The sequence below is a fragment of the Acinetobacter sp. ANC_7682 genome, from assembly GCF_056779795.1.
Window position 1 is genome coordinate 1 of record NZ_JBWYIQ010000024.1, and the last position, 12,168, is coordinate 12,168.

Genomic DNA, 12,168 nt, shown 5'->3' on the forward strand with positions numbered 1-12,168 from the left:
CATTGAGATGTGTCATAGTATTCGTCGTTAGAAAACAATTATTGTGACATTATTTCAATGAGTTATCTATTTTTGTCGTGTACAGAGGGAATACATACACTCTATTCTCCTGACTCACCAAATACTGCTCCCCAAGTTTCAATAAGAGCGCATCTATCTTTTGTTCATCTGGGATTGAATCATCTTGAAAAACTTTATCGTAATTACGTTTAATGCCTTTTATAAACATCGTTGACCACCTCATTGCACAATGCGTATTTAAGCAAAACCATCGAAGAACTACTAGTGGATTAAAATTTTGGTTAAATCCATATATTCAAGGCTGAACAACATAAATCCAGTGTCGTTTATATGCTTATACTGCAATACACACACTTTATTCACAAAGCGAAGATAAATTTGAAGGATGTATACATATTCTATATTTACATTCACATAATTCGGACTATGATGAAATGGTATAAAACTCTATTTACATCAAATAAATAGGGTTGCTTTTTAAGATAGGTATAAAACAATTATGAAAAAAATATTATGTGGTGCTTTACTCGCTGTTGCCACCTCATTTAGCTTCGCTGCCGCACCAGTCGATCCTGCATTCAGCAAAGTACAGGAACTGATTCAAGCAAAGAATTACAATGCGGCCTACCAAGAGCTTGAACGCTTATCAAAAGCAGGGAATCCTCAAGCGACTTATAACTTGGCATATCTCACTCAAGCTGGTCAAGGAACCAAACAAGACAACAAAAAAGCAGTACAACTCTATGAACAAGCTGGCACTGCAGGCTATCCTTTAGCCAATTATGTATTGGCGCAAAACTATGCCACTGGCGGCTTGGGTCTGACCAAAAATGAAAAAAAATCTCGTGAATACTTAGATAAAGCTGCAGCTCAAGGTTTTGAAGATGCGATTGTTGAATCTGCTGTTCTACTGTTCTCTGAAGGTAAAGAACAATCTGATAAGCTCGCTTTGCAAAAACTTGATCCTTTAATTAAGAAAGGAAGTTATCCAGCCATTCATGCTCGTGCTTTATACGATATTTCATTAGGCTTCAAAACCAAAACTGAAGCGCCTGTGAAAAAAGGTTTAGCGAGCATTCAAGATTTAGGTAAAAAAGGATACATCCCTGCGCTTATGGCCATTGGTAACATGTTCGTAAACGGAAATATCGTTCCGCAAAACCTACCTGAGGCAAAAAAAATATTTAGTGCTTTAGCAGATGAAAATATTCCTCAAGCCAAAGAAAATCTAGCGATCGTGAACAAACTGATAGCTGAGAATGCAAAAAAACCTGCAGCAAATACGAAAGCTAAATCTTAAGCATTAATTTAAATTTTAAACCGATGCTCAAATACAAAAACCCTATCGCAAGATAGGGTTTTCTTATATGAAAAGGAGATTTATGATTAAATTCTAAGTTTTATTCAATTACCACCATAAAATAATTAATCCAGCAGTCACAATAAATCCAATCACTGTACTCATCAATAAAGGTGTAATTGCACGATCATTGAGCCCATACTCTTGTCCCAACATTCCAAATAATGCAGGTGTAGGTAAAGCTGCAATCAATGTCCCTACATACACGATATCCATCGGTGCTTGAGCAATAAATCGTAGAGTCAAATACATGAGTATTGGAAAAATAAAGTTGGATGATAGAACAATATAAAGACTCTGCTGGTTGACATATTTTAAGGTTAAACCTGCGACGCTCCCGCCAATCACAAATAACGCCAAAGGAGATGCCGTCTGACCAATCATTAAGAAAACTTGATCTATATAATGCGGCAGTTTAATCTGAAAAACCGCGCACAAAATTCCGATTAACACACCAATAAACAATGGATTTTTACATAGGTTTATAAAGTTATTTTTTAATGTATTGAGTAGTGCTTGCTGATTTTGAGCTTGCAATCCCGCAATAAATAAAGCTGCTGGAACAAGAAAAACACTTTCGATAATTACAATTAAAGAAGTAAAAGCAAGCGCAATATGACCAATCAATAGACTTAAAATGGCCGTACCAAGTAGTCCAGTATTAGACATTGACGCTCCAATCGAGAGGATGGCAGCATCACTTAAATTGTTTTTAAAATGCTTTACCAAAATCCCTAAAGCGATTGCAAATACAAAGGCGGTCACCACAATATAACTGTAAAAAAGTTCAGGTTGCCATATCGCATCAAGATCTTTTGATGAAAGCGCTTGTAAAAATAGAGCAGGTAAAGCGACTCGAATGACGAATGTACCGACAATGGAGACTTGCTCTTTGCTAAGTAAATTCAGTTTAACCGAAGCATATCCCGAAAAAAGCAGTAAAAAAATCGGAATAATGACCGATAAAACCATGACTTAGCATCCCTAGCTATTGTATGAGTTAGTCAAATTATCATACAACAGCCGTCATTACCCAAGATGACTTTTTAAGTATACCTTTATGCCTATTTTATCTATCAGCATATGGCTTAAATAATGATTTCACATCATGCGGTTGGCATCGTAAATATTGCGGACTAATTTCGACCTCTGCTTTTAATTGAGCAGCAGCATGCCATGACCATCTAGGATTGAATAGTATTGCCCGTGCGAGCCCGATTGCATCAGCTTTGGCTTGTTGTAAGATATCTTCCGCCTGTTGAGGTTCAGTGATCAGCCCAACAGCAATCACTGGAATGTCTACGTGTTTCTTGATTGCTTCCGCAAATGGAACTTGGTAATTAGGACCAATCTGAATATTTTGATCGACATGTAATCCACCAGATGATGCATGGATATAAACTGCACCAAGTTTTTCTAATGCCTTTGATAACCCAATTGAGTCATCAATATTCCATCCCTTTTCTTGCTCCATCCAGTCTGTTGCAGACAAACGAACACCGATTGGATAGTTGTCTGGAACAGCATTTTTGATCGCCTGAAAAACCTCTAAAGTTAGACGAATGCGATTCTCAAAACTTCCACCATATTCATCTGTTCTTCGATTAGATAAAGGGGACATAAATTGATGTAATAGATAACCATGAGCCGCGTGGACTTCGATGAGATCAAAACCTGCATCTACAGATCTGACTGCTGCAGTTGCAAAGTCATCGATAATTTTTTTGATTTCCTCGATACTTAATTCATGAGGAGCCTGATCATCTGGATTAAATGGTAAATCACTTGCAGATACCGTTTGCCAGCCATGTTCATGATTCGATGAGAATTGACCACGTCCCAACCATGGTTTATCAGTTGAAGCTTTACGTCCCGCGTGCGCTAACTGAATGGCGATTGGCGTTGGAGCAATCGATTTTACCTTATCAATCAATGCTTTTAATTGTGCACGTTGTAAATCATTCCATAACCCTAAATCTGCAAAGCTGATACGACCTACAGCTTGTACCGCAGTTGCTTCAATAATATATAATCCAGCACCCGACAATGCATAACTCGCCCATTGTTGCTCATGCCAAAAACTATGCTCCCCTGCTTCATTCGCAGAATACTGACACATGGGAGCAATAATAATTCTATTTTTGAGTGATAAATTTCCGAATTGAATTGGCTCAAATAATTTTGCCACACTGAATCTCCCTGATTTTAAATTGATTTATTTGTAGCAGTGTACAACGCATTTACGTGATAAATCATCTAAGTTCATTTCATCATTGAATGCTTTAAAAAACATTTTAAAACTTAACCATGAAGGCACTAGATGGATTGTGTATCATATTCTGCTCAAGCGTAATATCTTGTAGTTCACTCGATGCTGCTTGCAATATCCTCATTTAACCCAATATTTTTCTACTCGCCCATTTAACAGAGTTTCCATGCCTGAATTACCTGAAGTTGAAACCACGAAAACCAGCTTGCTCCCTTTGCTGAATCAAAAAGTACTTTCTGTTCAAGTCAATAATTCAAGTCTGAGATGGCCTATACCAAATGATGTAAATCAATTGGTCGGTCAACGACTGATAGGGCTAACACGTCGATCCAAATATATTTTGGCACAATTTGAAAATGTGACCATGTTATGGCACTTGGGAATGTCTGGAAGCTTTCGTTTGAGTGATTCACGTGATGCGTTGAGAAAGCATGATCATTTTATCATTCAATTCGATGATATCCAATTACGCTACCACGATCCTCGTCGTTTTGGTTGCATTTTATGGCTGGATGATCATGCTCAATCCAAACTTTTAGATACGCTTGGACCTGAACCTTTAAGTGAATCTTTCAATGCTGACTATCTAGAGCAGAAATTTAAAAATAAGAGTGTTGCAGTCAAAGTTGCAATTATGGATAACCACATTGTTGTGGGTGTTGGAAATATTTACGCAACTGAAAGTCTGTTTAATTTGGGCATTCATCCTGCACAACCCGCCTCTAGTCTTACACGGTCACAAATTGAAAAATTTGTCATTGAAATCAAACGAATCCTTAAACAAGCAATTGATTTAGGCGGATCTACTTTACGTGATTACACCAATGCCATGGGCGAAAATGGCTACTTTCAACAAACGCTATTGGCTTATGGGCGCGCTGGTGAAATGTGCATCAACTGTGAAACAACTTTAGAAAATATTAAGCTCGGGCAACGTGCTTCTGTTTTTTGCCCTGAGTGTCAACCGCTTAAGCGACCTCAAGCCTCAAAGAATCCTGTATCAAAGGTAAAATCCAAATGAAATCAGCAATTGTTCGGCATATTTTAGTCAAAGATAAAGACCTGTGTATCCAACTTAAACAAAAGCTTAAAGACGGTGCTGATTTTGCTAAAATTGCTAAGCAACACTCAACTTGTCCCTCAGGAAAAAAAGGAGGGGAATTAGGTGAGGTTAAGAAAGGACAATTGGTTGGTCCTATCGATAAGGCAGTTTTTAGTTTGGCTGAACGTGAATTACATGGACCAATTAAGAGTCAATTCGGCTGGCATTTACTCGAAATTAAATTTCGTATGGATTTTTAAACTTCCTGGATTTCCCTCTCCTTTTAGGAGATGAGAAGCATCGCTTCGCAAGAAAGAGCTAAGAATCAATCCCTCCCAGCCTCCCTTTGACAAAGGGGGATTTCGGGCGATTTAAAAAATGATGAGATATAAAAAACGGCGCATTTAGCGCCGTTTTCGTTGTAAAAGCATTAACCTTTACGTTTTAATTCGTCACGAATTTCACGAAGTAATTCGATATCTTCTGGAGTAGCTTCAGGTGCTGGAGCTTCCTCCTCTTGCTTACGACGCATTTTATTCATCAATTTCACTAACCAGAATACCACCCATGCAAGCAGGATAAAGTTGATGAGAATCGTCAAGAAATTACCGTAAGCCAAAACATTTAAACCCGCTTCTTGAGCGGCAGCAAGCGTTGTAAGGTTATTTGGATTATCGCCTAATACAACAAACCAGTTTGAATAATCAACATCACCGCCTAAGATCCAACTGATAATTGGCATGATGACATCTTTAACCATTGAATCGATGATTTTACCAAACGCCCCACCAATGATCACACCGACCGCCAGATCCATTACATTGCCTTTCACGGCAAATTCTTTAAACTCTTTAATAATGCTCATTTTTTCTCCAAAATTTTTCTATGCATTAATGTGACATAATATACATTATTCTTAATGATATTTCCGTCTAAACTCGTTGGTTTTCCACCAAAATCATAAGTATCTCTGTTTAAATAAACAAGATCTTGTCCAAATCAACTACAACAATTCAACAACTTTTATTTCATATCTTAAATGATGTAGTCAAGATATAAAAAAACCGCTCTTTTGAGCGGTTTTTTTATTTAAATCAATTAAGATTTATTACGTTTACGTTCGTTTTCAGTCAACCAACGCTTACGAATACGAATTGATTTAGGTGTAACTTCAACAAGCTCATCATCTTGAATAAATTCAAGTGCTTGTTCTAACGTATATTCAATCGCAGGAACAAGTGTTAATGCATCATCAGTACCTGATGCACGAACGTTTGTTAATTGTTTCGCTTTAGTTGGGTTTACAACCATATCGTCAGAACGAGAGTTAATACCAATAATCATACCTTCGTAAACTTCTAACTGAGGTTTAGCGAATAGACGACCACGGTCTTGTAAACTGAACAATGCATAGCCCAAGCATGTACCTTGAACCATAGAAATCAACACACCGTTTTGACGTTTTGCAACAGAACCTTGTTTCATTGGTCCATAGTGCGAGAAACTTGAGGTCATGATACCAGTACCTGAAGTCATGGTCATGAATTCTGAACGGAAACCAATCAAGCCACGTGAAGGTACAGTTGCTTCAATACGAATACGACCTTTACCGTCGACTTCCATATTGGTCATTTCACCTTTACGGTTACCCATTTGTTCCATTACAGCACCTTGATGCTGTTCTTCTACGTCAAATGTTACGTTTTCGTATGGCTCTTGCATTTCGCCGTCAATCTCTTTCAAGATTACTTGCGGACGAGATACACCCATCTCGAAGCCTTCACGACGCATGTTTTCGATCAATACCGAAAGGTGAAGTTCACCACGGCCCGACACTTTAAAACGGTCAGGACTGTCAGTATCTTCTACACGAAGTGCTACGTTGTGAATTAATTCGCGATCAAGACGTTCACGGATGTTACGTGAGGTCACAAACTTACCTTCTTTACCGGCGAATGGTGAGTTGTTAACTTGGAATGTCATCGATACTGTAGGCTCATCTACAGAAAGCGGTGGCAATGCTTCAACATGTTTAGGATCACAAATCGTGTCAGAGATATGAAGTTCGTCCATACCTGTTACACATACGATGTCACCTGCAGAAGCAGATTCAACGTCGATACGCTCTAAACCATGGTAACCCATGATTTTTAAGATACGACCGTTACGTGTTTTACCATCTTTGTCGATTACCGTTACAGGTGTGTTCAATTTCACTGAACCACGTTGGATACGACCAACACCAATAACACCAACGAAGCTGTTATAGTCAAGTGAAGACACTTGCATTTGGAATGGACCATCAACATCCACTGCTGGCGGCTCAACGATGTCTACGATTGTTTGGAACAACGGAGTCATGTCTTCAGCCAATTCTTCTGGTGAAGGACCTGCTACACCACGAAGACCAGAAGCATAAACCACAGGGAAGTCTAACTGTTCGTCAGTACCACCAAGGTTATCAAATAAATCGAATACTTGATCGATTACCCAGTCAGGACGCGCATTAGGCTTGTCAACTTTGTTGATAATTACGATTGGTTTTAAACCACGTGCGAACGCTTTTTGCGTTACGAAACGAGTTTGTGGCATTGGACCTTCTTGTGAGTCTACCAAAAGAAGTACACAGTCAACCATCGACATTACACGTTCAACTTCACCACCGAAGTCGGCGTGTCCCGGGGTATCCACGATGTTGATACGGTATTCAGTATCAGTACGTTTATCTAACCATTTGATTGCAGTATTTTTTGCAAGAATGGTAATACCACGTTCACTTTCAATAGCGCCTGAATCCATGACACGCTCGATCTCACCCGCGCGTTCACCCAAAGCACCTGATTGTTGTAAAAGTTTGTCGACAAGAGTCGTTTTACCATGGTCGACGTGTGCGATGATGGCAATATTACGGAGAGTTTTAATATCTGACATGTAAATTCGATACGCTTTAAATTTGAGGGCAAATTATACAGAAAAATCCTAAACTTTTATAGTGACTGTTTCTTTACAATTTCATTTTTTTTGACGAATGGTTATGTTTCGGTTTTGTAAACGCATGTAACTCGATTAGAATGTCGGCACTTTCGCTTAATCTAGATGGTATAGACCATGTCTGCTCCCGACCAATCTCAAGAACCGAAACTCGATCTTGTTTATGGTTTAGACGATAAACCAAAACCGTTCATCGCTTTTCTCGCTGCCATTCAGCATTTACTTGCCATTATTGTTCCGATTGTTACTCCTGGTCTATTGATCTGTTTGGCTTTAGGTGTTTCTAAAGAAGATACAAACATGATCCTCTCCATGTCATTGGTGATTTCAGGTATTGCGACATTCTTACAAAGTAAAAAGGTTGGTCCTTTCGGTGCAGGCTTACTAATTGTTCAAGGTACAAGTTTTAACTTTATCGGTCCTATTATTGGGATTGGCTCAGCAATGGTTGCCGCGGGAACTCCAGTTGAAACTGTTATGGGTTCAATTTTTGGTGTCGTGATTGCAGGCTCATTCATTGAAATGGGAGTTTCACGCATATTACCATGGGTGAAAAAACTCATTACTCCACTTGTGACTGGTATTGTTGTACTTCTCATTGGCTTAACCTTGATTAAAGAAGGTTTAATCTCAATGGGTGGTGGTTACCAAGCGATGGGGAATAACACTTTTGCCAATACAGACAATCTCATTATGTCTTGTACTGTTTTGGCATTAATCATTCTCTTAAACCGCTTAAATGTTACATGGGTTAAGAGTAGTGCGATATTAATTGCACTGATCGTAGGTTATGCGCTAGCAGGCTTCATGGGCCATTTAGATTTTTCTGGCTTAGAAAATGCACCTTTGGTTCAAATCCCTACACCAATGCACTTTGGCTTAGACTTCTCTTGGAGTTTATTTATACCAATGGCATTTATTTATCTGGTTACTTCATTAGAAGCGATTGGTGATATCACCGCGACTTCTAAGTTATCTAATCAACCTGTTGATGGTCCGAAATGGATGGAGCGCATTAAAGGTGGTGTACTCGTCAACGGTGCAAACTCCTTACTCGCAGGCTTATTTAATACTTTCCCGAGTTCTGTTTTTGCTCAAAACAACGGAGTAATCCAATTAACTGGTGTCGCTAGTCGCCACGTGGGTATATGGATCGCCGCGCTATTAGTTATTTTGGGTTTACTACCTGCAGTGGCTGCCATCATCCAAGCTGTTCCTCAAGCTGTACTGGGGGGCGCTGTCATGGTGATGTTTGGGGCTGTTGCAGCATCAGGGATTAATATCCTTTCTGGTATTCAGCTTGACCGCCGTGCATTGCTTATTATTGCAATTTCACTTGCTCTTGGTTTAGGTGTTGCTCAAGTTCCACAGATTCTTGAACATATGCCTGAACTCATTCGTAATATATTTAGCTCTGGTGTAGCAACTGGCGGCATTGCAGCCTTGATCTTGAACTTCGTTCTACCTGAAGCAAAGAAATAATTTAGATTGAATCAAAGACTGCCCAGCATTGTCTGGGCTCTTTTATTCTGTGGAGAAATATATGGTTCCTCAAAGTGAAGTTGTTATTCGTCAACATAACTTTCTGAAAGGTCGAATATTATTAGTCAATGCACCAACTGATGACTTAACTACTCAGCTCGATAAAAACATTCAGGCTTCAGTATGGACATGGAATTATAATGACTTTCTATTTTTCCAAAATCAAAATATTCCTGTTCATTTTGGGACGGATATCCCTGAAGCAGAATATGATCAAGTCATTGTTTTTGTGCCTAAAGCCAAAGAGCTTTTGAATTACTTACTACACAGTGTGGTATTAAAACTCGGTCTTGGTGGATCAATTTTTCTTGTGGGTGAAAAGAAAGGTGGCGTTGAACGAGCAGCAAAACAACTCGTTCCATTTGGCAAATGTGTCAAACTAGATAGCGCTCGTCATTGTCAAATGTGGCAATTAATTATCGATCAGACTCCTACGCCTCGAGCTTTAGAAAATTGGGCTCAACAATATACAATTCAAACACCGAATGGCGAATTACAGATTTATGCTTTACCTGGTGTATTTAGTCAAAATAAACTTGATATTGGTACAGCTGTATTTCTCCCCTACCTCAATCGAGTGAGTTCAGGTAAAATCGCTGACTTCGGTTGTGGTGCTGGCATTATCAGTGCATATTTAGCCAAATTGAATCCCAAAAATCGTATTTTTGCGCTTGATGTGGATGCTTTTGCGCTCGCCTCCACCCGCCTAACATTTGAAAAAAATAATTTGTCACCAGAACAGCTCGAAATCAAAGCTGTGACTGGCATTGAAGATGCGCCACTATTTTTACATGCCATCGTCAGTAACCCTCCTTTCCATCAGGGTATATACACTGATTACAATGCGAGTGAGAATCTTTGTAAGACATCACGTCGCCATCTAAAGTCTGGTGGTGAACTTTGGATCGTGGCAAATCGTTTTTTAAACTATCCAACTCTCATTGAGCAAAATTTTGGTCAATGTGAAACTTTGACTGATCAACATGGCTTTAAAGTACTATTTGCAAGTACTCAAAAGAAATCATAAGGAACTTTCGATGAGCGAAACCGGTCAACTTAAGCGAAAGCTTGGAGCACGCCATCTTAATATGATCGCCATTGGTGGTTCTATCGGTACAGGACTATTCCTAGCTTCGGGTGCAACAATTGCCAATGCTGGCCCTGGTGGTGCATTACTTGCCTATTGTTTAATTGGCGTAATGATTTACTTCCTCATGACCAGCTTAGGCGAACTCGCAACACACAATCCAACATCAGGTGCTTTCTTCACCTATGGCACCAAATATGTCGAAGGTGGATTTGGATTCGCACTAGGCTGGAACTATTGGTACAACTGGGCGATAACCGTCGCATTTGAACTTGTTGCAGTTCAATTCATCATGAAATTTTGGTTTCCTGATATCCCAGGTTTCTATTGGAGTGCTATTTTCCTTGCTATCGTTTTTGGTATTAATGCCTTAACAGTCAAAGGTTTTGGTGAGTCAGAGTTCTTTTTCTCACTCATTAAAGTTCTTGCCATAATTGCATTCATCATCATTGGTATTTTCATGATTGCCAAAATCATGATGACACCCAATGTTGCAACTTTCGCAAATTGGTCAAAGGGAGAAGCGCCATTTGTAGGTGGTTTTTCGGCATTAATTGGTGTTGCGATGATCGCAGGATTCTCATTTCAAGGTACTGAAATGGTTGGTGTTGCCGCTGGTGAGTCGAAAGATCCGAAGAAAACCATTCCTATTGCGATTAAACAGATCTTCTGGCGTATTCTCTTATTCTATATCGTTTGTATTTTTATTATCGGTACATTGATTGCATATGATGATCCTCGTCTAATGCAAGCCGCATCAGATGAAAATATTGCATTATCACCTTTTACACTACTCTATGAACAAGCAGGCTTCGCTTTCGCTGCAAGTGTCATGAATGCGGTCATTCTTACGGCTATCCTTTCTGCCGGAAATTCAGGAATGTACTCTTCCACGCGAATGCTGTTTGATATGGCAAAAAATGGCAGTGCACCTAAAGTGTTCTCTAAACTTGATGGTCGCGGTGTTCCAATGAATGCACTTTATGCTACGACAGTAATTGCAGCACTATGCTTCTTGACGACATTTATTGGTGAAGAGGAAGTATTTAATTGGCTTCTAAATATGTCTGGTATGTGTGGCTTTATCGTATGGCTTGGGATTGCAATCTCTCATTACCGATTTAGAAAAGGCTATTTGGCTCAAGGGTATAAGTTAGAAGATCTAGCATATCGTGCAAAGTTCTTCCCTTTTGCACCATGGTTCGCTTTTGTTTTGTGTGCAATCGTGGTGTTAGGTCAAAATTATCAAGCCGTACTAGATGGTGAATGGATTGCCGTTATCTCTACTTATATTGGGATCTTCTTATTCTTAGCAATATGGTTAGTTTATAAGTTTAAGTACAAAACCAAGTTGATTGAATATCAAGATATGGATGTGAAACCGATTCAAGTCGAACAAGACTAATAAAAAAACAGCTCAAATTGAGCTGTTTTTTTATTATTAGATTCTGATCTTATTGTATTTTTAAGGTTAAATTCACTCGACGATTCAATGCTCGACCCTCTTCTGTCGTGTTATCAGCGATTGGCTGATTTGGGCCATAACCTTGAGTCGAAATTTGTTTAGGATCAACATTATATTGCATCACCAATTCATTACGGACAGCATTTGCTCGCTCAAGTGATACTTTTTGATTCGCTGCTATAGACCCTCGATTATCTGTATGCCCATCTACTTGAATTATAAAACTTTTATTCTACGCCAGAATTTTTGAAGCTGCTGTTAAATAAGGTTCATATCGGACATCTATTTGACGGGAATTGTGATTAAAATACAGCGGTAGACCTTGTTTTAATTCAATTAGTATCTTTTGATCCAAGTCTTGTACACTATTAGTTGATTGTATCTTTGTCGT

Annotated in this window: 11 protein-coding genes; 6 read left to right on the plus strand and 5 right to left on the minus strand. The window is 39.0% G+C overall.

The genetic code is table 11. The annotated features are described in order from the left end of the window. The first annotated feature begins 520 nt into the window (after window positions 1-520). Entirely contained in the window at window positions 521-1,321 is an 801-nt protein-coding gene (locus AC1M9D_RS10050; protein ID WP_092767509.1) for a tetratricopeptide repeat protein, read from the plus strand. 108 nt (window positions 1,322-1,429) lie between these two features. Here the strand turns inward: AC1M9D_RS10050 and AC1M9D_RS10055 are convergent, their stop codons facing one another. Continuing rightward, window positions 1,430-2,353, minus strand: coding sequence for an AEC family transporter (locus AC1M9D_RS10055; protein ID WP_481612091.1), 924 nt, complete (start codon window positions 2,351-2,353; stop codon window positions 1,430-1,432). A gap of 97 nt (window positions 2,354-2,450) precedes the next feature. Beyond that, on the minus strand, window positions 2,451-3,569 hold the full coding sequence (locus tag AC1M9D_RS10060) for an NADH:flavin oxidoreductase/NADH oxidase (RefSeq protein WP_481612092.1): 1,119 nt from the start codon (window positions 3,567-3,569) through the stop codon (window positions 2,451-2,453). Window positions 3,570-3,816: 247 nt separating this feature from the next. Here AC1M9D_RS10060 and mutM point away from each other — a divergent pair, with 247 nt between their 5' ends. Both mutM and AC1M9D_RS10070 read left to right on the plus strand, forming a co-directional pair. Then, a complete protein-coding gene (gene mutM / locus AC1M9D_RS10065) occupies window positions 3,817-4,671 on the plus strand; it encodes a bifunctional DNA-formamidopyrimidine glycosylase/DNA-(apurinic or apyrimidinic site) lyase (protein WP_481610141.1) in 855 nt (284 codons plus the stop codon). After that, window positions 4,668-4,952 (plus strand): peptidylprolyl isomerase, encoded by a 285-nt coding sequence (locus AC1M9D_RS10070; protein WP_180028291.1) that lies wholly within the window; start codon window positions 4,668-4,670, stop codon window positions 4,950-4,952. The genes mutM and AC1M9D_RS10070 overlap by 4 nt, the downstream gene beginning before the upstream one ends. A gap of 170 nt (window positions 4,953-5,122) precedes the next feature. Here the strand turns inward: AC1M9D_RS10070 and mscL are convergent, their stop codons facing one another. Both mscL and typA read right to left on the minus strand, forming a co-directional pair. Next, window positions 5,123-5,557, minus strand: coding sequence for a large conductance mechanosensitive channel protein MscL (gene mscL, locus AC1M9D_RS10075; protein WP_035270698.1), 435 nt, complete (start codon window positions 5,555-5,557; stop codon window positions 5,123-5,125). Window positions 5,558-5,790: 233 nt separating this feature from the next. Then, on the minus strand, window positions 5,791-7,623 hold the full coding sequence (typA, locus tag AC1M9D_RS10080; RefSeq protein WP_035270590.1) for a translational GTPase TypA: 1,833 nt from the start codon (window positions 7,621-7,623) through the stop codon (window positions 5,791-5,793). Between the two features lie 177 nt (window positions 7,624-7,800). On the opposite strand from typA, the gene AC1M9D_RS10085 reads away from it, so the two are divergent. The 3 genes from AC1M9D_RS10085 (at window position 7,801) to AC1M9D_RS10095 (ending at window position 11,717) form a co-directional block, all read left to right on the plus strand. Continuing rightward, a complete protein-coding gene (locus AC1M9D_RS10085; protein WP_035270592.1) occupies window positions 7,801-9,165 on the plus strand; it encodes a uracil-xanthine permease family protein in 1,365 nt (454 codons plus the stop codon). A gap of 61 nt (window positions 9,166-9,226) precedes the next feature. Continuing rightward, the gene (locus AC1M9D_RS10090) at window positions 9,227-10,252 is read left to right on the plus strand and encodes a methyltransferase (RefSeq protein ID WP_481612093.1); all 1,026 of its coding nucleotides are present in this window, start codon (window positions 9,227-9,229) and stop codon (window positions 10,250-10,252) included. Between the two features lie 10 nt (window positions 10,253-10,262). Beyond that, window positions 10,263-11,717, plus strand: coding sequence for an amino acid permease (locus tag AC1M9D_RS10095; protein WP_481612094.1), 1,455 nt, complete (start codon window positions 10,263-10,265; stop codon window positions 11,715-11,717). Window positions 11,718-11,766: 49 nt separating this feature from the next. Here AC1M9D_RS10095 and AC1M9D_RS10100 read toward each other — a convergent pair whose 3' ends face one another. Continuing rightward, on the minus strand, window positions 11,767-11,997 hold the full coding sequence (locus AC1M9D_RS10100; protein WP_481612108.1) for an OmpA family protein: 231 nt from the start codon (window positions 11,995-11,997) through the stop codon (window positions 11,767-11,769). Window positions 11,998-12,168 lie beyond the last annotated feature (171 nt).

Coding starts and splice junctions, on each gene's coding strand:
- AC1M9D_RS10070 (WP_180028291.1), top strand. CDS start 4,668: ATGAAATCAGCAATTGTTCGGCATATTTTAGTCAAAGATAAAGACCTG.
- AC1M9D_RS10085 (WP_035270592.1), top strand. CDS start 7,801: ATGTCTGCTCCCGACCAATCTCAAGAACCGAAACTCGATCTTGTTTAT.
- typA (WP_035270590.1), bottom strand. CDS start 7,623: ATGTCAGATATTAAAACTCTCCGTAATATTGCCATCATCGCACACGTC.
- AC1M9D_RS10090 (WP_481612093.1), top strand. CDS start 9,227: ATGGTTCCTCAAAGTGAAGTTGTTATTCGTCAACATAACTTTCTGAAA.
- AC1M9D_RS10095 (WP_481612094.1), top strand. CDS start 10,263: ATGAGCGAAACCGGTCAACTTAAGCGAAAGCTTGGAGCACGCCATCTT.
- mscL (WP_035270698.1), bottom strand. CDS start 5,557: ATGAGCATTATTAAAGAGTTTAAAGAATTTGCCGTGAAAGGCAATGTA.
- AC1M9D_RS10055 (WP_481612091.1), bottom strand. CDS start 2,353: ATGGTTTTATCGGTCATTATTCCGATTTTTTTACTGCTTTTTTCGGGA.
- AC1M9D_RS10050 (WP_092767509.1), top strand. CDS start 521: ATGAAAAAAATATTATGTGGTGCTTTACTCGCTGTTGCCACCTCATTT.
- mutM (WP_481610141.1), top strand. CDS start 3,817: ATGCCTGAATTACCTGAAGTTGAAACCACGAAAACCAGCTTGCTCCCT.